17 protein-coding genes are annotated in these 19,403 nt (G+C 66.4%); 4 read left to right on the top strand and 13 right to left on the bottom strand.

The window, feature by feature from the left end; all coding sequences use genetic code 11:
- Nucleotides 1–2: 2 nt before the first annotated feature.
- The 3 genes from MA09_RS12475 to MA09_RS12465 form a co-directional block, all read right to left on the bottom strand.
- Entirely contained in the window at nucleotides 3–1,196 is a 1,194-nt protein-coding gene (locus tag MA09_RS12475) for a PLP-dependent aminotransferase family protein (RefSeq protein WP_036248886.1), read from the bottom strand.
- A 144-nt stretch (nucleotides 1,197–1,340) separates the two neighbouring features.
- The gene (locus MA09_RS12470) at nucleotides 1,341–1,802 is read right to left on the bottom strand and encodes a RidA family protein (RefSeq protein ID WP_036249941.1); all 462 of its coding nucleotides are present in this window, start codon (nucleotides 1,800–1,802) and stop codon (nucleotides 1,341–1,343) included.
- Nucleotides 1,803–1,868: 66 nt separating this feature from the next.
- Nucleotides 1,869–2,783 (bottom strand): DMT family transporter, encoded by a 915-nt coding sequence (locus MA09_RS12465; RefSeq protein ID WP_036248884.1) that lies wholly within the window; start codon nucleotides 2,781–2,783, stop codon nucleotides 1,869–1,871.
- A 114-nt stretch (nucleotides 2,784–2,897) separates the two neighbouring features.
- Between MA09_RS12465 and MA09_RS12460 the strand changes: the two genes are divergently transcribed.
- Entirely contained in the window at nucleotides 2,898–4,331 is a 1,434-nt protein-coding gene (locus tag MA09_RS12460) for a PLP-dependent aminotransferase family protein (protein ID WP_036248882.1), read from the top strand.
- Between the two features lie 3 nt (nucleotides 4,332–4,334).
- Here the strand turns inward: MA09_RS12460 and MA09_RS12455 are convergent, their stop codons facing one another.
- Complete coding sequence (locus tag MA09_RS12455) at nucleotides 4,335–4,817, bottom strand: VOC family protein (RefSeq protein WP_036248879.1); 483 nt, start codon at nucleotides 4,815–4,817, stop codon at nucleotides 4,335–4,337.
- A 230-nt stretch (nucleotides 4,818–5,047) separates the two neighbouring features.
- Between MA09_RS12455 and lpxD the strand changes: the two genes are divergently transcribed.
- On the top strand, nucleotides 5,048–6,109 hold the full coding sequence (gene lpxD / locus MA09_RS12450; RefSeq protein WP_036248877.1) for a UDP-3-O-(3-hydroxymyristoyl)glucosamine N-acyltransferase: 1,062 nt from the start codon (nucleotides 5,048–5,050) through the stop codon (nucleotides 6,107–6,109).
- A 38-nt stretch (nucleotides 6,110–6,147) separates the two neighbouring features.
- Here lpxD and MA09_RS12445 read toward each other — a convergent pair whose 3' ends face one another.
- Genes MA09_RS12445 through MA09_RS12405 form a run of 9 tightly spaced genes read right to left on the bottom strand, consistent with a single transcriptional unit; the run spans nucleotide 6,148 to nucleotide 16,159 of the window.
- On the bottom strand, nucleotides 6,148–7,356 hold the full coding sequence (locus MA09_RS12445; RefSeq protein ID WP_229440695.1) for a Gfo/Idh/MocA family protein: 1,209 nt from the start codon (nucleotides 7,354–7,356) through the stop codon (nucleotides 6,148–6,150).
- Nucleotides 7,353–8,408: a sugar phosphate isomerase/epimerase gene (locus MA09_RS12440; protein ID WP_036248873.1), complete on the bottom strand. Its 1,056-nt coding sequence runs from the start codon at nucleotides 8,406–8,408 to the stop codon at nucleotides 7,353–7,355. Before MA09_RS12440 ends, MA09_RS12445 begins: the two co-directional genes overlap by 4 nt.
- Before the next feature lie 15 nt (nucleotides 8,409–8,423).
- Nucleotides 8,424–9,368, bottom strand: a complete 945-nt coding sequence (locus tag MA09_RS12435; protein ID WP_152594640.1) for a substrate-binding domain-containing protein — start codon at nucleotides 9,366–9,368, stop codon at nucleotides 8,424–8,426.
- Nucleotides 9,369–9,421: 53 nt separating this feature from the next.
- Complete coding sequence (locus MA09_RS12430) at nucleotides 9,422–10,453, bottom strand: ABC transporter permease (protein WP_036248868.1); 1,032 nt, start codon at nucleotides 10,451–10,453, stop codon at nucleotides 9,422–9,424.
- The gene (locus MA09_RS12425; protein WP_036248867.1) at nucleotides 10,422–11,921 is read right to left on the bottom strand and encodes a sugar ABC transporter ATP-binding protein; all 1,500 of its coding nucleotides are present in this window, start codon (nucleotides 11,919–11,921) and stop codon (nucleotides 10,422–10,424) included. Before MA09_RS12425 ends, MA09_RS12430 begins: the two co-directional genes overlap by 32 nt.
- Complete coding sequence (locus tag MA09_RS12420; protein ID WP_036248865.1) at nucleotides 11,918–12,772, bottom strand: sugar phosphate isomerase/epimerase; 855 nt, start codon at nucleotides 12,770–12,772, stop codon at nucleotides 11,918–11,920. The genes MA09_RS12425 and MA09_RS12420 overlap by 4 nt, the downstream gene beginning before the upstream one ends.
- 29 nt (nucleotides 12,773–12,801) lie before the next feature.
- Nucleotides 12,802–14,541 carry a GMC oxidoreductase gene (locus tag MA09_RS12415; RefSeq protein WP_036248862.1) on the bottom strand — a complete coding sequence of 580 codons (1,740 nt, stop codon included), beginning with the start codon at nucleotides 14,539–14,541 and terminating at the stop codon, nucleotides 12,802–12,804.
- Between the two features lie 44 nt (nucleotides 14,542–14,585).
- Nucleotides 14,586–15,188, bottom strand: a complete 603-nt coding sequence (locus MA09_RS12410) for a gluconate 2-dehydrogenase subunit 3 family protein (protein ID WP_036248859.1) — start codon at nucleotides 15,186–15,188, stop codon at nucleotides 14,586–14,588.
- Nucleotides 15,189–15,241: 53 nt separating this feature from the next.
- Complete coding sequence (locus MA09_RS12405; RefSeq protein ID WP_081897568.1) at nucleotides 15,242–16,159, bottom strand: AraC family transcriptional regulator; 918 nt, start codon at nucleotides 16,157–16,159, stop codon at nucleotides 15,242–15,244.
- A gap of 283 nt (nucleotides 16,160–16,442) precedes the next feature.
- On the opposite strand from MA09_RS12405, the gene MA09_RS12400 reads away from it, so the two are divergent.
- Both MA09_RS12400 and htpG read left to right on the top strand, forming a co-directional pair.
- Nucleotides 16,443–17,300 carry a DUF1080 domain-containing protein gene (locus MA09_RS12400; protein WP_200883066.1) on the top strand — a complete coding sequence of 286 codons (858 nt, stop codon included), beginning with the start codon at nucleotides 16,443–16,445 and terminating at the stop codon, nucleotides 17,298–17,300.
- Nucleotides 17,301–17,444: 144 nt separating this feature from the next.
- Nucleotides 17,445–19,364, top strand: coding sequence for a molecular chaperone HtpG (htpG, locus tag MA09_RS12395; protein WP_036248855.1), 1,920 nt, complete (start codon nucleotides 17,445–17,447; stop codon nucleotides 19,362–19,364).
- Nucleotides 19,365–19,403 lie beyond the last annotated feature (39 nt).

Here is a 19,403-nt window from a genome sequence, read left to right as displayed (position 1 = left end):
GTTTACAGCATGTCCTTGATCAGTTTGCCAAGGATGGCGATGCCTTCGCGGATGCGTTCCGGCGGCACGGTCACGAAGGACAGGCGCAGGGTGTTGGTGGCCGGTTCGTTGGCGTAGAACGGCGCGCCCGGCACGAAGGCCACGCGGGCGGCCAGCGACTGGTCGAGCAGTTTCATCGCATCGATGCTCTGCGGCAGGGTGACCCAGATGAACATGCCGCCTTCCGGCTTGGTCCAGGTCACGCCGGCCGGGAAGTGCTCGGCCATGGCGTCCAGCATCACCTGGCACTGGTCGCCGTAGAGCTTGCGGATGGTCGGGATGTGCTGGTCGAGGAAGCCGTCCTTGATCACTTCGTGCACGACCATCTGGGTCAGCTGGGCGGTGTGCAGGTCGGCGGCCTGCTTGGCCAGCTCGAGGCGGCGCACCAGCGGCAGCGGGGCGCAGACGTAGCCGAGGCGGATGCCCGGGGTCAGCACCTTCGAGAAGGAACCCATGTAGATGACGCCGTCCGGGTTCATCGCCACCATCTTCGGCATCGGCTCGCCTTTATAGCTCAGGGCGCCGTAGGGATCGTCCTCGATCAGCGGCAGGCCCAGGCGGGCGCAGGTTTCCACCAACTCCTGGCGGCGTTCGACCGACAACGATCGGCCGGTCGGGTTCTGGAAGTTCGGCAGCGAGTACAGCAGGCGCGCGCCTTGCGCCACGGCGTCGATCGAGGCTGGAACCAGGCCGTGGTCGTCGGTGTCGACGGAGGCGAATTCAGGACGGTAGACCGAGAAGGCCTGCAGGGCGCCGAGGTAGCTCGGGGTCTCGACCAGCACGCGGCTGCCTTCGTCGATCAGGACCTTGCCCAGCAGGTCGAGCGCCTGCTGCGAGCCCGAGGTCATCAGGATCTGTTCAGGCAGGATGCGGCTGCCTTCCGTGGAGAGGGAATTCGCGATCCATTCCCGCAGCGGGCCGTAGCCATCGGTCGGACCGTACTGCAGCGCGACCTTGCCGGTCTCGCTCAGGACCTTGTCGTAGGCCGCTTTCATGACCTCGACCGGGAAGGTGGCAGGCGATGGCAGGCCGCCGGCGAAGGAGATGATCTCCGGACGCTGGGTGATCTTCAGGATTTCGCGGATGAACGAGCTTTGCAGCTGCTGCGCGCGCTCAGAAAACTGCCACTGGATGGGGTTTGGATTGTCGATTTTCATACTGGTCTCACAGGAAGGGGCCGCACGGTAATGCCGGGCCATTATAAAGCACGCCTGGTAGGCGGCCTTGGAAAGGCCGGGCCGGATAGGCCCAGCCCGCAAGCGCTACTAATTAAACAATTGCAATGTTATCTAAACAAATGTTTAGGCCACTTCAGCGATCAGCTCGATCTCGACACAGGTGCCGCGCGGCAGCGAGGCAACGCCGAAAGCCGAGCGGGCATGCTTGCCGGCTTCGCCGAACACTTCGCCGATCAGTTCCGAGCAGCCGTTGGTGACCAGGTGCTGCTCATTGTATTCCGGGGTCGAGGCAACCAGGCTCATCACCTTGACGATGCGCTTGACGCGGTTCAGGTCGCCGCCGACGGCTTCCTGCAGGGTGCCGATCAGGTCGATGGCGACCGAGCGGGCAGCGGCCTGGCCGTCCGCGGTGGTCTTGTCCTTGCCCAGGATGCCGGTGTTCGGCGAGCCGTCCGCATTCTTGGCGATGTGGCCCGAGATGAACACGAGGTTGCCGGTCTGCACGTACATAACGTAAGCGGCGGCCGGGGTGGCCGGCGCGGCCAGGGTGATGTTCAGTTCTTTGAGTTTGTCGTAGACGGACATGGTTTTGTTGACGTTGCAGTGAAAGAAGCCGGTATTGTACGTCCACCTGGCGCGCTGGAGCATGTTTTACTGCCGGCGTACCGCCATCCGGCGTCCCGCGAACACGACTGCGGCCACCGCCAGCGCGAAGGCGCAGTTCGACAGGGTCAGCGCTTCACCCAGCAGCAGGGCTGCCCCGACCAGGCTCATGAAGGGCTGCAGCAGCTGCACCTGGCCGACCCGGGCCACGCCGCCCAGCGCCAGGCCGCGATACCAGAAGAAGAAGCCGACGAACATCGAGATCGCGGTGACGTAGGCGAAGGCCAGCCAGGACGCCGCTCCCACGTTCCTCGGATCCGGTACGCCGTGCCACAGCAGCAGCGGCAGCAGCACCGGCGCCGCCAGCACCAGCGCCCAGCAGATGGTTTCCGGCCCGCCCAGGCTGCGCGACAGGCGGCCGCCTTCCGCATAGCCGACCGCCGCCGAGACCACGGCGCCGAACACCAGCAGGTCCGCCAAGTGCAGGCTACCGCCGCCCTGGGCCAGGGCGAAGGCCACCACCAGGCCCGATCCGAGCAGCGCCATGCCCCAGAAGCCGCGCGAGGGCCGCTCGTAGCCGCGCAGGGCGGCATACAGCGCCGTCACCAGGGGAAGCACGCCCACCAGCAGGGCGCCATGCGAGGCCGGCAGGGTGCGCAGGGCGATCGAGGTCAGGAGCGGGAAGCCGACGATGCAGCCGCCGGCCACCAGCGCCAGCGGCAGCAGGGCGTGGCGCGGCGGCAGCGGGGCGCGGCGCCAGGCCAGCCATCCTGCCGCCAGCAGGGCGGCGCCCAGCGCGCGGCCGAGCGCCACGAAGACCGGATCGAGTTCCGCCACCGCCATGCGGGTGAAGGGCATGGTCAGGCTGAACATGGCGACGCCGAGCAGGCCGAGCAGCATGCCCCGGTTTTCGTCGGGGGAAGTGGCGGTCGATACGGCAGTGGGGCAGGCGGCGGTACGCATGGGACTCCTTCGAAAGATGCTTGCGGCGACATTGGGGACGGGTCTATGCTAGCGCTACCGACCAATACAGTCCCAGTACACTTTTCCACTTAATTTCTTCACTGTGATGGTGACGTGACCAATACGCCTCTCCTGCGCCTGGCGCGCGACCGCGGCGAGCCGCTGGCCGACCAGATCGTGCGCCTCGTCGCCGCCCGCATCGACGAGCGTCTGCTGCGCCCCGGCGCGCGCATGCCCTCGATCCGCCAGTTCGCGGCAAGCCACGGCGTGTCGCCCTTCACCGTGGTCGCCAGCTACGACCGGCTGGTGGCCCAGGGCTACCTGGATTCGCGCCGCGGCGCCGGGTTCTTCGTGCGCGAACGGGCGCAGCCGCCGTCCGCTGCGGCTTCGAGGACGGTGGCGCCGGCGGCAAGCGCCAGCGCCAGCCCCGACATCGCCTGGCTGATCCGCAACATGTTCCGCCAGGCGCCGCTGCAGCATTCGCCGGGTGCAGGCGTGCTGCCGGCCGACTGGCTGGACGGCCCGGCCGTGGCCAAGGCCCTGGGCGGCCTGAGCCGGCAGAACAGCGCCGCCTTCCTCGGCTACGGCGCGCCGCAGGGCTTCCTGCCGCTGCGCCAGCAGCTGCAGCGCAAGCTGGCCGAGTTCGAGATCGAGGCGGCGCCGGAACAGATCGTCATGACGATGGGCGTGAGCCAGGCGCTCGACCTGGTGGCGCGCGAGTTCTGCCGGCCGGGCGACACAATCTTCGTCGACGATCCGGCCTGGTTCCTGATGTTCGGGTCCTTTTCCGCGATGGGCCTGAACGTGGTCGGCGTGCGCCGCCTGGCCGACGGTCCCGACCTGGAGCAGCTGGCCGAACTCGCGGCCCGCTACCATCCCCGCCTGTACGTGATTGTGTCGGTGCTGCACAACCCGACCTCGACCTCGCTGTCGGCGTCGAAAGCTTTCCAGGTGTTGCGGCTGGCCGAGCAGTTCGGCTTTACCGTTGTGGAGGACGACATCTATGCGGACCTGCACCCGGGCGCGGGCAGCCAGCCGGCCACGCGGCTGGCCGCCCTCGACGGGCTGCGCCAGGTCATCTACCTTGGCGGCTTTTCGAAGTCGATGGCGCCAAACCTGCGCGTCGGCTTCATCGCGACGTCCCCGGAATGTGCGCAGCGCCTGGCCGACCGCAAGATGCTGGCCACCCTCACCACCAGCGACATCGGCGAGCGGGTGGTGTACAAGATCCTGTCCGAAGGGCACTACCGCAAGCACCTGGACCGGGTGCGCAGCCGCCTGGATGCGGTGCGCCCGAAGGCGCTGCGCCAGCTCGAAGCTCTCGGCCTGCGCGCCGAGCCGGCGCCAAGCGCCGGCATGTTCGTCTGGGTCGATGCCGGCCGCGACACCAACGAACTGGCCGCACGCGCCATGCAGGAAGACCTGCTGCTGGCGCCGGGCAGCCTGTTCTCGCCGGACCAGCTGCCCTCGACCCGCATGCGCCTGAACGTGGCCGCGCTGCAGGAGCCGGCGACGTTCCGCTTCCTCGAACGTGCGCTGGCCGATTGAGGTTCAGGCGCTGCCGCAGGCGCCAGGCATCGCCTTGGCCATCTCGGCCTCGATTTCCCGGGGCGTCATGTCGCGCAGGCGAGTGGCGATGGCCCAGCGATGGCCGAAGGGATCGGCCAGCTGGCCGTAGCGGTCGCCCCAGAATGCATTGCCCAAGGGCATGAGCGGCCTGGCGCCGGCGGCGAGAGCGCGTTCCCACACTGAATCGGCGTCGGGCACGTACAGGTGGATCACCACGGCCGAGCCCTGGAGGGCGAGCGGCCCGCGGCTGCCGTATTCGGGGAAATCGTCGCACAGCATGATGATGGAGTCGCCGATGCGCAGCTCGGCGTGCATGATCTTGCCGCCGGGCCCGGACATGCGGCTGACTTCGACCGCGCCGAAGGCCTGGGAGTAGAAGGCGATCGCGTCGGCCGCGCCCTCGCAGACCAGATGGGGGGTGACGCTGTGGAAACCCTCGGGGATGGGACGTGCTGCCTGCTTCATGATGGACCTCCTGTTGTGGTTGTGGAGCTGTTGCCACCACGACGAACGGGGTGCGCCGGGTTCGACACGCAGGCCCCGAATAATGGCCACAAGTTTGCGCCGCAGCTATCCTGCCTGCCGCTTGATCCAGGTTAGGGGGCGACCGCAGTGCTGGAACCGCCATTCGGAAAACATGTCCAAACCGGGCACCTGAACAGTGCCATCGACAAGACCAACCTGAGGCGAACAGCATGGGAACCCGATTAGGCGAGCTGGTAGAGCGTTTCGGCGGACGACTGGAGGGCGATCCCGACATCGAAGTCACGGCGGTCACCCCGCTGGACCGTGCCGGCGCCTCGGACATCAGTTTTCTCAGCAATAGCAAGCTGCGGGCGCTGGCCGCGCGCAGCCACGCCGCGGCGCTGATCCTTTCGCCTGCGGACGAACCCGAGGTGGCCGCCAGCTTCGCGGGCGCGCGCATCGTCACCGCCAATCCCTATGCCTACTTCGCCCGGGCGGCGCAGTACTTCGCGCAATTTGTCGATGCGGCACGTTTGCCGTCACCCGAACCGGGCATCCATCCGACGGCGGCGGTGCACGCCACCGCGCAGGTCGATCCCACGGCCCATATCGGCCCGCACGTGACGGTCGAGGCAGGCGCGGCCATCAAGGGCGGGGCGGTCGTCGACGCCGGCTGCTACATCGGACGCGAGGCGGTCATCGGGGAAGGCACCCGCCTGTTCGCCAACGTGACCTTCCATGCGCGCTGCATCATCGGCGCGCGCGGCATCATCCATTCGGGGGCGGTCATCGGCGGGGACGGTTTCGGCTTCGCCCAGGAAGGCGGCGTGTACATCAAGATTCCGCAGACCGGCCGCGTCGTCATCGGCGACGACGTCGACATCGGTTCGAATACGACGGTCGACCGTGGCGCGCTCGACGATACCGTGATCGAAGACGGGGTCAAGCTCGACAACCAGATCCAGATCGGCCACAACTGCCACATCGGCGCCCACACGGCCATGGCCGGTTGCGTCGGCGTCGCCGGCAGCGCCAGGATCGGCCGGCATTGCACCTTTGGCGGTGCGGCCATGATCAACGGCCACATCGAGATCGTCGACAACGTGCATGTCACGGCTGCCACGATGGTGCCGAACTCCATCACCGAACCTGGCCGGTACACGGGCTACTTCCCCGTCGCCAGGAATGCCGACTGGGAACGCGTCGCCGTGCTCGTGCGCAACCTGACCAGCATGCGCGAGAAAGTCCGTGCGCTGGAGAAGGCGGTAAAAGCGCTGGCCGGGGACAAGTAACAGCCCCGGCCGTGGACAACGCAGCCATCGAGGATGTGTCAGGCGCTCCGAGTCTTGCTTAACGCCACCCAGGACGAACCTGCCTCGTGGCTGGCCAACACGGCGTCGATGAAGCGCAGGCCGTCCACGCCGTCGTCGACCGTCGGCAGGCCGGCGGTTGCTGCCGGCAGGGGCTGGCCGGCCTCGACGGCATGGATCTGCGCCGCCGTGTCGCGGTACAGCTGCGCAAACGCTTCCAGGTAGCCTTCCGGATGGCCGCAGGGAATGCGGCTGGCATGCCCGGCAGCGCCGCCACCCACCCGGCCGCGCGTGAGCCGCTCGGCGCAGCCGCCCTGGGGCGTGAGGAGCAGCTCGTTCGGGTTCTCCTGGTCGAAGGCGAGGCTGGCCTTGCTGCCGAACACCCGCAGCTTCAGCGCATTCTCGCAGCCCGTCGCCATCTGGCTCGACCACAGCATGCCGCGCGCCCCGTTCGGGTAGCGCAGCATCACCTGCACATGGTCGTCCAGGATACGGTTCGGAGTGAACGAATGCAGCTCGGCCAGCAGCTCGCTCGGCTGGATGCCGCTGACAAAACCGGCAAGGTGGAAGGCGTGGGTGCCGATGTCGCCGGTGCAGCCGGTGGGGCCGGCGCGCTGCGGATCGTTGTGCCAGTTGCTTGCCTGGAAATCCGGGGACTGGTTGGCCGCTTCGGCCATCCAGTCCTGCGCGTATTCGACGTGCACCAGGCGCACTTCGCCGATCGCCCCCGAGGCCACCAGTTCGCGCGCATGGCGCACCATCGGATAGCCGCTGTAGGTATGGGTGAGGGCGAATACCCGGTTCCTGGCGCGCGCCAGCGCGGCCAGTTCGCGTCCCTCGGCCAGCGAAATGCCGAGCGGCTTGTCGCAGATGACGTGGATGCCCGCTTCCAGGAAGGCCTTGGCGACCGGGGCATGCAGGTGGTTGGGCGTGACGATCGCCACCACGTCGATGCCGTCCGCGCGTTCGGCTTCCAGCCGCGCCATCTCGCGGTAATCAAGGTAGCTGCGCGCCGGATCCAGCCGGATCGCCGCGCCGCTCGTCAATGCCCGTTCCGGGTTGCTGGACAGGGCGCCGGCCACCACCTCGTAGCAGTCGTCCAGGCGCGCCGCGATGCGGTGCACGGCGCCGATGAATGCGCCGTCGCCGCCGCCCACCATACCGAGGCGCAGCCTGCGCATAGGCCGGCCGTCCTGGCTGTCCGTTTCATTGCGTCCGATCGCCGTCATGCTTCGATCCCCATCAGCTGGCGCAGCGCGGCGCGCTCAAGGCCGCTGCCGGCGAAATCGTCGAAATCCCGTTCCGCCACCCGGATGATGTGGCGGCGGATGAAGTCGGCGCCTTCGCGCGCGCCGTCTTCCGGATGCTTGAGGCAGCACTCCCACTCGAGCACGGCCCAGCCGGCATAGCCGTACTGGGTCAGCTTGGAAAAGATCGCCGAAAAATCGATCTGGCCGTCGCCCAGCGAGCGAAAGCGACCGGCGCGTTCCTGCCAGCCGCTGTAGCCGCCGTAGACGCCCTGGCGTCCGTTCGGGCGGAACTCGGCATCCTTGACGTGGAAGGCCTTGATGCGCTCGTGGTAGATGTCGATGAAGGCCAGGTAGTCCAGCTGCTGCAGCACGAAGTGGCTCGGGTCGTACAGGATGTTGGCGCGCCGGTGGCCGCCGACGCCGTGCAAAAAGCGCTCGAACGTCACGCCGTCGTGCAGGTCCTCGCCCGGGTGCAGCTCGTAGCAGACGTCCACGCCGGCATCGTCGAAGGCATCCAGGATCGGCAGCCAGCGCCGCGCCAGTTCGCCGAAGGCTTCCTCGACCAGGCCGCCGGGGCGCTGGGGCCACGGATAGAGGTAGGGCCAGGCCAGCGCTCCCGAGAAGCTCGCGTGCGTCGTCAAGCCGAGACGGCGCGAGGCGCGCGCGGCTTTCTTCATCTGGTCGACCGCCCACTCCTGGCGCGCCTGCGGCTTGCCGCGCACCTGCGGCGCGGCGAAGCCGTCGAACAGACTGTCGTAGGCCGGATGCACGGCCACCAGCTGGCCCTGCAGGTGGGTGGACAGCTCGGTGATCGCCAGGCCGTGCGCGCCCAGCACGCCCTTGATCTCGTCGCAGTAGGCCTGGCTGTCGGCGGCGATGTCGAGGTCGAACAGGCGCTTGTCGGTCGGCAGCTGGATGCCCTCGTAGCCCAGCGAGCTCGCCCAGGCGGCCAGGTTGCCGAGGGTGTCGAAGGGCGCCTTGTCGCCCATGAATTGGGCGAGGAAGATCGCCGGTCCCTTGATGGTCTTCATGCGTAGCCTTTTAAATCAGTAGGGCGAATCGGGAAAGTAGAACTGCTTGGCGTTCTCGCGCGTGATCAGGACCGAAGGGATGATGGTCTTGGCGGGCAGGGCCTGGCCCTTCAAGCGCGCATTGGCCGTCATCTTGATGGCGTCGTAGATGAACTTGGGCGAGTAGGACACGTCGGCCTGCACCAGCCGGTCGCCGTCCATCACCTTCTTGACCGCGAACTTGGCGCCGGCGCCGCCGAACACTTCCTTGATGTCGCTGCGCTTGGCCTGCTCGATGGCCTTCAGCACGCCGATCGCCATGTCGTCGTCGGACGCCCACACGGCGTCGATCTGCTTGAACCGCGTCAGGTAGTCCTGCATGACCTTGAAGGCATCGTCGCGGTTCCAGTTGCCGTACTTGGCGTCGAGCACCTTGATGCCCGGGTGTTTCTTGATTTCGGCATTGAAGGCGTTGACGCGCTCGTTGTCGATGGTGCTCGGCATGCCGCGCAGGATCACGATGTTGCCCTTGCCGTTCAGGCGCTTGGCCAGGTACTCGGCCGGCAGCCTGCCGAAGGCGGTGTTGTCGCCGGCGACGTAGGCATGCTGGGCCGCCGGGTTGGTCAACCCGCGGTCCACCACGGTCACGTAGACGCCCTTGTTCTTGACCTGGGCCACCGGCTGGGTCAGCGAGGCCGACTCCAGCGGCAGGATCACCAGCGCGTTCATCTTGTTCACGACAAGCAGGTCCTGCACCTGGTTGGCCTGTTCGGGTGTGCTGCCGGCGGTCTTGACGATGACCTTCAGTCCCGGGTTGGCCGTTTCCAGTTCGCGCTTGGCCTGGTTGGCCCACCAGACGATGCCGCCGGTGAAGCCGTGGGTGGCGGTGGGGATGGCCACGCCGAGGGTCAGCTTGTCGGCGGCGAAGGCGTGGCCTGCACCGAAAGCCAGCAGGCAGGCGGCGGCGGTAAGTTTCAGCATGGAGCGGGTAGGTGAATGCATGAGTCTCTTTCTTCGTCCAAAAATATGCGGATTCAACGGCGACTGCGCTGCAGGTAGGCCACGGCGATGATCACCAGGCCCTGCACGGCAGGGTTCAGGTGCACGCTGATGATGCTGGTGAGGTTGAGGATGTTGCCGATCACGGACAGCAGGATCGCGCCGACCACCGTGCCCATGACGCGGCCCGAGCCGCCCCGCAGCGAGGTGCCGCCCACGACCACGGCGGCGATCGCCTCCAGTTCCCACAGGATGCCGGTGGTGGGCGTGGCCGAACCCAGGCGCGGCACATACAGGATGGTGGCGATCGCCACGCACACGCCCAGCAGCAGGTAGGTCAGCACCTTGATGCGGTCGACGCGGATCGCCGCATAGCGCGCCACCTGCTCGTTGGAGCCGATCGCCTGCACGTGCTGGCCGTAAGCGGTGCGGTTCAGGATCAGGGCGCCGAGCGCCGCCACCAGGGCGAATACCCAGACCGGGATCGGCACGCCCAGCAGGCTCTGGTAATACACCGGGCTGTAGGCCTCGGACAGCGTGAAGTCGAGGGTCAGGGCGCCCCCGTCCGAGAGCCAGGTCAGCACGGCGCGGAACACCCCCAGCGTGCCGAGCGTGACGATGAAGGCTTCGATGCGGCCACGCGCGATCAGGAAGCCATGCAGGATGCCGAAGGTCGCGCCGAAGGCGAGCGCGAGCCCGATGCCGAGCAACACGATGCTCACGGCGCCCGGTGGCTGTGCCCCGGCGGCCAATGCATTCATCGCCACGATCATGACGCCTGCGATCAGCGCCGCCATCGATCCGACCGAGAGGTCGATGCCGCCGGAGACGACCACGAAGGTCATGCCCACCGCGATGATGCCGATGAAGGCGGTGCGGGTCAGCACGTTCATCAGGTTGTCGAAGGTGGCGAAATCGGGGTTGAGCAGGCCGCCCGCGATGCAGAGCAGGATCAGGGCGAGCACCGGGCCGGCGCCTTTCAGGCGCGGCCGGGCAACTGTAAAGGGCTTGCCGGCGCCTCCCAGGAGGGAGGGCTCAGTGGCTGGTGTGTTGGGTGTCGGTTGCATGGGAAATGATGTTTTCTTCACTGAGTTGGTCGGGGCCGAGCACGGCCTGCAGGCGTCCGCCGTGCAGCACGGCCACCCGGTGCGACAGGCCGATCAGCTCGATCAGTTCGGACGAGATGACGATCACTGCGCGCCCTTCGCTGGCCAGGCGGTGGACCAGCGCATAGATGTCGCGCTTGGCCCCGACGTCGACCCCGCGGGTCGGTTCGTCGAGCACGATCACCCGCGGATCCGAATGCAGGTACTTGGCCAGCGCCAGCTTCTGCTGGTTGCCGCCCGAGAGCGAGCGCGCCACGCAATCGGGGTCGCGCAGGCGGATGCCATAGTTGGCGATGGCCTGCTCGAGGGCCGCGCGGCCCGCCTTCAGGTCGACCCAGGGACGGGCGTCGCGCTCGAGTGTCATCATGGTGAGGTTCTCGCGCAGGCCGAGATCGAGGTGCAGGCCCTTGCCCTTGCGGTCTTCGCTCAGGTAGGTCAGCCCATGGTGCATGGCCTCGCGCGGGCTGCGGATGTCCACGGCCTGCCCCGCGATCTCGATCCTGCCGCTGCGCCTGGGCCGCAGGCCGAGGATGGCTTCGAAGGCCTCGGTGCGGCCTGCGCCGACCAGGCCGGCAAAGCCGAGGATTTCGCCGGCGCGCACCTCGAAGCTGAGCTTCTCGACCCAGCCCGGGACGTCCAGGCCCGACACGCGCAGCAGCACGGGCGCCCCTGGGGGCGCAGGATGCTTGGGCGGGAACATGTCCGAGACGTCGCGCCCGACCATCAGGTTGGCCATCTGCCGGCGGTTCACTTCGCTCGTCAGGGCGCGGGTGACGAACTTCCCGTCGCGCATGACGACCACTTCGTCGGTATGCGCTTCCATCTCGTCGAGCTTGTGCGAGATGTAGACGATGGTCACGCCTTCCGCCTTCAGGCGCGCCATCAGGGCGAACAGCTTGCGCGTCTCGCCCGCCGACAGGCTGGCGGTCGGCTCGTCCATGATCAGGAGGCGCGCCTTGCGCGACAGGGCCTTGGCGATCTCGACCAGCTGTTTTTCGGCGACGATCAGGTCGGCGACGCGGGTCTCCGGATCGCGTGCCAACCCCACCTGCTCGAGGTAAGCGGCAGCCTCGAGCGCCATGGCGCGGCGCTCCAACAGGCCGCCGCGGGTCTTTTCGTGGCCGAGGAAGATGTTCTGGGCGATCGTCAGGTGCTCGGCCAGGTTGAATTCCTGGTGGATGAGGGCGATGCCCAGCGCCTCGGCCTCGCGGGCGCTGTCAAAGCGACGCTCGGCGCCGTCGATCAGCAGCTGGCCGCTGGTAGGGCGCTCGTAGCCGGCCAGGATCTTCATCAGCGTCGATTTGCCGGCGCCGTTTTCTCCCAGCAGGCCGACCACGCGCCCCGCTTCGAGCGCGAAGTCGACCCCGTGCAGGACGCGCACCGGGCCGAATTCCTTGACGATCTGGTGGAAGCGGACGGACAGGCTCATTTCGCCGGCATCTTCGCGAGCACGGCCTGCAGGCCCTTCAGGGACGCGGCCACCGTGTCGAGCTGGCCCATCCCGTCCGGGTATTCCTCCTGCTCGACGATGATCCACTCGGTGCCGCCGGCCTGACGCAGGGCGCGGGTGAGATTCGCCCAGTCGGTCCTGTCCTGGCCGATGATCGGCGTGCCGCTGGTGCCCGGCGCGAACTTGGCCTTGTAGTGGGTGCTCACGGTGCGGCCCGGGTACTTGTAGACGTAGGCCACCGGGTCCTTGCCGGCATGCGTGGTCCAGCCCACGTCCTGCTGCATGATCGACTCCTTCGGCGTGTTCCGGGCGATGACGTCCCAGGGCGTGCTGCCGAAGCTGCCTTCCATCTCCTGCGCGTGGTTGTGGTAGCCGATGCGCATGCCTTTCGGGGCCAGCTTGGCGGAGAGCGCGCTGAGTTCCTTGCTCATCGCGGCGCTGCCCTCGACGCTGGCGCCGCGCGCGTCCATCGGGATGACCAGGTTGGCGCAGCCGAGCGTCTTGTAGAAGGTGGTGGTGGCCTCGAAGCGCGCGTCCGCCAGTTGGTCGAAATGCACGTGCGCGCCGGCGCACTGCAGCTTGTTCCTGTCCAGGAAGGCGCGCAGGCCGGCCGGGTTTGCCTTGTAGGGACCGAAGTCGCCGGCGAATTCCACACCCTGGAAGCCGAGCTTGGCGATCTTGACGAGGGTGCCCTCGAAATCCTGCTTGATCTCGTCCTTGACGGACCACAGCTGCACGCCGACGCGCGGCGTGGCCTCGGCGGCGACCGAATGGGAAGCTGCGCCCAGGATGGCGGCCAACACGGCGTACAGTATCGTTTGCTTGTTCATCTCGTCTCCGTCCTTGTGGTGTTCAGTGATCAGATCTTGCCGGCCTTGAGCTGGTCGGCCGCGTAGGCACAGGCGCGCGCCGTCAGCGCCATGAAGGTCAGCGACGGGTTCTGCCAGGCGGAGGAAGCCAGGGAAGATCCATCGGTGACGAACAGGTTGGGGACGTCGTGGGCCTGGTTGAAGCCGTTCAGCACCGAGGTCTTCGGGTCCCGTCCCATGCGCGCCGTGCCTACCTCGTGGATCGCCAGGCCCGGCGGGTATTCCTGTTCCGTCAGCTTGCGCTTGCGCACGTCCTTGAGGCCGAGGTCTTCCAGGATGTTGGCGGCGGTATCGGCCATGTCCTCGCGCATCTTGCGGTCGTTCTCGCCATGGGTGATGTCGATATGGAGCAGCGGGATGCCCCACTTGTCCTTCCTCGTCGGGTGCAGGCTCACCATGTTCTCGAAGCGCGGCAGCATTTCCCCTTGTCCGCCCAGGCTGAAGTGCCAGGGGCCGGGCTTCCTGAGCATGGCCTTGAAGTCCTTGCCGAAACCGGGCTGCCATGCGGCCGACTGCCAGCCGTCGCGCGCGGCACCGCCGGCCAGCGCGTAGCCGCGCAGGAAGGCCGGGTGCTTGTCGATCACGTTGCGAAAGCGCGGGATGTAGGTCGCGGTCGGGCGTCGCCCGCGGTAGTAGTCGTTCTCGAAGCCCTCGACCCGGCCGCTGGCGCCGGCGGCCCACAGGTGGTCCATCAGGTAGTGGCCGAGCACGCCGGACGAGTTGGCCAGGCCGTTGGGGAAGGCGCTCGAGGTCGAGTTCAGCAGGATCGCGGTGGAGGCCAGCGTGGACGCGCACAGCACCACCACCTTGGCGTGGAATTCGCGCGTCTCCATGGTCTCGGCATCGATCACCCGCACGCCCGTGGCGCGGTTGGTCTTGGCGTCGTAGAGCACGCTGTGCACGATGCTGTTGGTGGCAATGCGCAGGCGCCCGGTCTTGATGGCGGCCGGCAGGGTCGCGCTCTGGGTCGAGAAGTAGGCGCCGAAGGAGCAGCCGCGGTGGCACTGGCTGCGCGCCTGGCAGGGGGCGCGGCCCTGCGCCAGGTGTTCGTCGCTGGCCTTGTTCAGGTTCGCGGTGCGGCCGATGATCATGCGCGCCGGGGCGTACTTGGCGTCGAATTTCTGTTTCAGCGCCAGTTCGACCGTGTTGAACTCGAAGGGCGGCAGGAATTCGCCGTCCGGCAGCACCGCCAGGCCTTCCTTGCTGCCGCTGATGCCGACGAAGCGCTCGACGTGGCTGTACCATGGCGCCAGGTCGGTATAGCGGATCGGCCAGTCGGTGCCGTGGCCGTCCTTGAGGTTGGCCTCGAAGTCCAGGTCGCTCCAGCGGTAGGACTGGCGCGCCCACATCAGCGACTTGCCGCCCAACTGGTTGCCGCGGATCCAGCTGAACGGACGGCCATCGGGGGTCGAGTAGGGCATGTCGCGGTCGTTGTTGAAGAACTGCTTGGTGTGCTCATCAAAAGCGTAGCACTGGCGCTGGACGCCGTATTGCTCGTCGGCCACCTTGGCATCCACCCTGCCGCGGTTGGGCATGGTCCACGGGTCCTTGTTCTCGCCGATGTAATCGATGCCATGCTCGACCGGCCGGCCGCGTTCGACCATCAGGGTCTTGAGCCCCCGTTCGGTCAATTCCTTGGCGGCCCAGCCGCCGGTGATGCCCGAGCCGACGACGATGGCGTCGAACTGCTCGGGGCTGCTCTTGATGTAAAACGAGGAGACTGGTTCCATGGGCGCGCTTGGGTAGGGTTCGTGTCGGGTTCGTCGGCCGCGTATCAGTTGATGGCCCAGCTGCGGGTCGACCGGGTGAGCTTGTAGTTGCCCTTGAAGCCGCCCGGGATGGGCAAGTAGGCCAGCTCGCGCGTGGCGCCGGCTTCCGAGGTGTAGTAGGCAAAGGCCACGTAGCCCTTCAGCTGGCGGAAGAAACCCTGCTCACCGGCGCCGAAGGGCGTGCTGCCCGTGTCGAGCGCGTGCAGCAACGCGACCTGGCGCGCCGCCGGCAGGGCGGTGAAACGCTTGCCGCCCTGCGCCTGGGCCACCGCGTCGATGCGCGCCAGCCCGGCCTTGAAGCGCGCCTGCTCTGGCGCCAGCGCGCACACCTTGAGCAGGTGGTCGATGGTGCGGTGCGCGCCGACCCCCAGGGCGCCCGGGGTGTCTGTCTTGGGGATGATCAGTTCGGCCAGCACGCCGGTCAGCAGCAGCTCGTCGCGCGTGAGGAGCACGGGTTCGTACGCGGTGCCGTTCTTCGCTGCGGTCGCGGCGGCCAGCACCTCGCCGCTGGAGGCAAGCGCGGACAATCCAGTCAGTCCGCACAGGGCGCCCAGGCGCAGCAGGGCCGAACGTCTCGTCCGGGCGGCGGGCTCGAGAGGCTTCAACATGGGTTCCTCTTTCGTGAAAAGTTCGTGAACGGCAAAAAGCAGGCGGTGTCGGATCAGGCGGGCAGGCCGGGGTCAGGGCGGGCCTGGGAGGCCCGGCCGGCTGCCAGCGACAGTTGGTACTGCTTGGGCGTGATCCCGACGATGCTGCGGAACTGCTTGGTGAAGTAGCTCTGCCCGCCGAAACCGGTCGCCAGGGCGACCCGGGCAATGCTGTTGGCGCCGGGCAGCAGGCGGCAGGCTTCGTGGACCTTCATGTGCAGCACGTACTGCTTGGGGGTGAGCGAGAAGTGCTCCTTGAACTTGCGCTCGAAGGTCGACAGCGACATGCAGGACAGCCTGGCCAGGTGGTCGATGCTGATGTTCTCCGTCAGGTGCTCCTGTATGTATTCGATGCAGTCCTTGAATGCGTGGAAGGGCGCGATCGTGTCCTGCGAACGGCGGGCATCGCGCGAGAAGCCCTCGATGCCGACAATCGTCCCCTCCCGGTCGCGGATCGGCGCCTTGGTCGTGAACAGCCAGGTCAGTTCGCCGTTGCCGCCTTCGATCACTTCCAGCTTGTTCTTGACGGTGACGCCGGTTTCCATCACCGCAAGGTCGTCGGCGCGGATGCGGTCGGCGATGTCGCGGCGGAAGAAATCGTGGTCGGTCTTGCCGAGGATGTCTTTCACGTTGCCCAGGTCATGCTGCTCCTGCAGCAGGCGGTTGCCCCAGACGAACTGTCCGGCCCTGTTCTTCGCGAAGTAATAGGTGTCGGAGAGCGTGTCGAACAGGGTGCTTGGTGTCGAGATGCCATGCGCCGCAAAGAAATTGGCACATTCCTCGCGTGCCGCGGAAGAGGATGGGGTGCAGAGGGATGGCGCACGGGCGGCGCGGCGGCGCCCTTTGGGCTCCTTGCTCTCCTTGCGCTCGGTGGGCTCACTGCGCGAGCCCATGGCAATGACCATGCCCATGCCGACGACAATTGTGCTCATCCTGCCTGTCTCCGTTCTTGTGGTGGAACCGTGTGTGCGCGCTACCACTGCTGTTGTGTCGAGCCCTCGACCGGTTCCTTATGGAGAAATAGTAGCATTCTGAAAAGTTTAAGAGTGTCAATAATTCGGAGAAATTTATAACGAATTCGGCAAGCTGCGTGTTTGTGGTAGCGCTAACAACAATGGCCGTGCTAGATTGACATTGCCCGTAGCGACGGGCTACCCGCGCCGCGACGGCGGCCTTTTTTCCACAGCCAGTATTTATAAGAGAAGGAGACGCTTGATGACCCGCATTTCCCCGGCCCGCCGCACCGCCATGTCCCACATTGCCCGCCTGGGCCTCCTGGCCGGCGCCCTGGCGCTGTGCACGCCGCTGTACGCCGCCGAGGCCGGATGGACCTCGCTGTTCAACGGCCGCGACCTGTCCGGCTGGACGACCTGGGTCAGCATGCAGCCGACTTCCCCGAACATGAAGACGCCGACGTCCGTGCGCGGCCTGAATAACGATCCGCGCAAGGTGTTTTCGGTGGTCGACGGCATGCTGCGGGTGTCGGGCGAGGAGTGGGGCGCCATCACCACGGTCGGCGAATACGAGAACTTCCACCTGAAGCTCGAATACAAGTGGGGCGGCAAGAAATGGGCGCCGCGACTTGGCGCGCCGCGCGACAGCGGGCTGCTGTACTACGTGGTCGGCCCGGAAGGCGCCCAGAGCGGCCACTGGGCGCGCAGCCATGAAGCCCAGATCCAGGAAGGCGATACCGGCGACTACCACAGCCTGGACGGCGTGACGGTCGATGCCCATGTGGGGGACGCCAACGAGGGCGACTGGAAATTCTTCCGCTACGACCCCAGCCTGCCGATGCGCACGGGGCTGAAATCGCGCATCCTCAAGCGGGGCAACTACGAGAAGCCGACCGGAGAATGGAACACGCTGGAAGTGATCGCCGACGGCAAGACCCTGATCCACATCGTCAACGGCCGCGAGGTGCTGCGCGCCGAGAATCCGCGCCAGAACGTCGGCGGCCGGATGGTGCCGCACACGCGCGGCAAGTTCTCGTTGCAGTCGGAGGGCGCGGAGACCTTCTTCCGCAACATCCAGGTCAGGGCGCTGGCCGGGCCGGCCGGCGCCGCGAAGTTCTGAATCGGCGCAGGTGGATCGGTTAAAATAATTGCAATATTGCCGAAGTGAACTGGAAGCCCTTGAAATTGCTATCGGTATCCCTATATTGCTGCAATCCGTTTGTGTTTAACCCTTTAACCTGATCCACCACCCACGAGGAACAAGATGGCAGTTGCCGAAAAAGAAACCCTTGGCTTCCAGGCGGAAGTAAAACAGCTGTTGCAGCTCATGATTCACTCCTTGTACTCGAACAAGGAAATCTTCCTGCGCGAACTGATCTCGAACGCCTCCGACGCCGCCGACAAGCTGCGCTTCGAGGCGATCAACAACGATGCCCTGTACGGCAACGACCATGAGCTGAAGATCAAGGTCAGCTTCGACAAGGATGCACGCACCATCACGATTTCGGACAACGGCATCGGCATGAGCCGCGACGAAGTCATCTCGCACCTGGGCACCATCGCCAAGTCGGGCACCAAGGAATTCTTCAGCAAGCTGTCGGGCGACCAGCAGCAGGATGCGGCCCTGATCGGCCAGTTCGGCGTCGGCTTCTACTCGGCCTTCATCGTGGCCGACCGCGTCATCGTCAACACCCGCCGCGCCGGCGCTTTCGCCGCGGACGGCGTGCGCTGGGAGTCGACCGGTGAGGGCGACTACAGTGTCGAGCAGATCGAGAAGCCAGGCCGCGGCACCGACGTGATCCTGCACCTGCGCGCCGGCGAGGAAGAGCTGCTGTCGTCGTGGAAGCTGAAGTCGATCATCCGCAAGTACTCGGACCACATCTCGCTGCCGATCGTGATGCAGAAGGAAGAGTGGGACGAAGAGAAGAAGCAGACCGTCCTGAAGGACGAATTCGAGACCGTCAACCAGGCCAGCGCGCTGTGGGCGCGCTCGAAGAGCGACATCACCGAAGAGCAGTACAACGAGTTCTACAAGCACGTGTCGCACGACTTCCAGGACCCGCTGGCCTACACCCACAACCGGGTCGAGGGCCGCAGCGAATACACCCAGCTGCTGTTCGTGCCGAGCCACGCCCCGTTCGACCTGTGGGACCGCAACAAGCGCGCCGGCATCAAGCTGTACGTGAAGCGCGTGTTCATCATGGACGACGCCGAACAGCTGATGCCGACCTACCTGCGCTTCATCAAGGGCGTGATCGATTCGAGCGACCTGCCGCTGAACGTCTCGCGCGAGATCCTGCAGGAGTCGCGCGACGTGCGCGTGATCCGCGAAGGCTCGACCAAGCGCGTGCTGGGCATGCTGGAAGAGATGGCCAACTCCGAAGAGCAGGCCGGCAAGGACAAGTACGCGACCTTCTGGAAGGAATTCGGCCAGGTGCTCAAGGAAGGCATCGGCGAGGACGCGACCAACAAGGACCGCATCGCCAAGCTGTTGCGCTTCGCTTCGACCGCCAATGATTCGGACGCGCAGAACGTGTCCTTCGAAGACTACGTCAAGCGCATGAAGGAAGGCCAGGACAAGATCTACTACGTCACCGCCGACAGCTACAACGCTGCGAAGAACAGCCCGCACCTGGAGATCTTCCGCAAGAAGGGCGTCGAAGTGCTCTTGATGACGGACCGCGTCGACGAGTGGATGCTGTCCTTCCTGAGCGAATTCGAGGGCAAGGAACTGGTATCCGTCGCCAAGGGCGGCCTGGACCTGGGCGGCCTGGAGGACGAGGCCGAGAAGAAGGAGCACGCGGAGACGGAAGCAGGCTACAAGGAACTGGTCGAGAAGATGAAGGGCGCGCTGGGCGACAAGGCCAAGGACGTGCGCGTGACCTTCCGCCTGACCGATTCGCCGGCCTGCCTGGTCGCGGACGAGAACGAGCTGTCGGGTAACCTGCTGCGCATGCTGAAGGCGGCTGGCCAGAATGCGCCGGAATCGAAGCCGATCCTCGAGATCAACCCGAGCCATCCGCTGGTAATGCGCCTGAAGTACGAGGACGCAAACGGCGCGCGCTTCGCCGACTGGTCGCACATCCTGTTCGACCAGGCCATGCTGGCCGAGGGCGGCAGCCTGAGCGACCCGGCTTCCTTCGTGAAGCGCCTCAACGAGATGCTGCTGGCGACCGCGAAGTAAACGTCGCGCATTCGTCACACCATGAGCCGGGGCCCTGCG

It is taken from the genome of Massilia sp. BSC265 (assembly GCF_000740675.1).
In the GTDB taxonomy this organism is placed as follows: domain Bacteria; phylum Pseudomonadota; class Gammaproteobacteria; order Burkholderiales; family Burkholderiaceae_D; genus Telluria.
This window is presented reverse-complemented; position numbering and strand designations above follow the sequence as displayed.

Excerpts from the sequence above, each read along its gene's own strand:
- MA09_RS12475 (WP_036248886.1), bottom strand. The coding sequence starts at position 1,196 with ATGAAAATCGACAATCCAAACCCCATCCAGTGGCAGTTTTCTGAGCGC.
- MA09_RS12410 (WP_036248859.1), bottom strand. The coding sequence starts at position 15,188 with ATGTTGAAGCCTCTCGAGCCCGCCGCCCGGACGAGACGTTCGGCCCTG.
- MA09_RS12425 (WP_036248867.1), bottom strand. The coding sequence starts at position 11,921 with ATGAGCCTGTCCGTCCGCTTCCACCAGATCGTCAAGGAATTCGGCCCG.
- MA09_RS12455 (WP_036248879.1), bottom strand. The coding sequence starts at position 4,817 with ATGAAGCAGGCAGCACGTCCCATCCCCGAGGGTTTCCACAGCGTCACC.
- htpG (WP_036248855.1), top strand. The coding sequence starts at position 17,445 with ATGGCAGTTGCCGAAAAAGAAACCCTTGGCTTCCAGGCGGAAGTAAAA.
- MA09_RS12435 (WP_152594640.1), bottom strand. The coding sequence starts at position 9,368 with ATGCTGAAACTTACCGCCGCCGCCTGCCTGCTGGCTTTCGGTGCAGGC.
- MA09_RS12430 (WP_036248868.1), bottom strand. The coding sequence starts at position 10,453 with ATGCAACCGACACCCAACACACCAGCCACTGAGCCCTCCCTCCTGGGA.
- MA09_RS12405 (WP_081897568.1), bottom strand. The coding sequence starts at position 16,159 with ATGAGCACAATTGTCGTCGGCATGGGCATGGTCATTGCCATGGGCTCG.
- MA09_RS12415 (WP_036248862.1), bottom strand. The coding sequence starts at position 14,541 with ATGGAACCAGTCTCCTCGTTTTACATCAAGAGCAGCCCCGAGCAGTTC.
- MA09_RS12420 (WP_036248865.1), bottom strand. The coding sequence starts at position 12,772 with ATGAACAAGCAAACGATACTGTACGCCGTGTTGGCCGCCATCCTGGGC.
- MA09_RS12445 (WP_229440695.1), bottom strand. The coding sequence starts at position 7,356 with ATGACGGCGATCGGACGCAATGAAACGGACAGCCAGGACGGCCGGCCT.
- MA09_RS12400 (WP_200883066.1), top strand. The coding sequence starts at position 16,443 with ATGACCCGCATTTCCCCGGCCCGCCGCACCGCCATGTCCCACATTGCC.
- MA09_RS12470 (WP_036249941.1), bottom strand. The coding sequence starts at position 1,802 with ATGTCCGTCTACGACAAACTCAAAGAACTGAACATCACCCTGGCCGCG.
- MA09_RS12440 (WP_036248873.1), bottom strand. The coding sequence starts at position 8,408 with ATGAAGACCATCAAGGGACCGGCGATCTTCCTCGCCCAATTCATGGGC.
- lpxD (WP_036248877.1), top strand. The coding sequence starts at position 5,048 with ATGGGAACCCGATTAGGCGAGCTGGTAGAGCGTTTCGGCGGACGACTG.
- MA09_RS12465 (WP_036248884.1), bottom strand. The coding sequence starts at position 2,783 with ATGCGTACCGCCGCCTGCCCCACTGCCGTATCGACCGCCACTTCCCCC.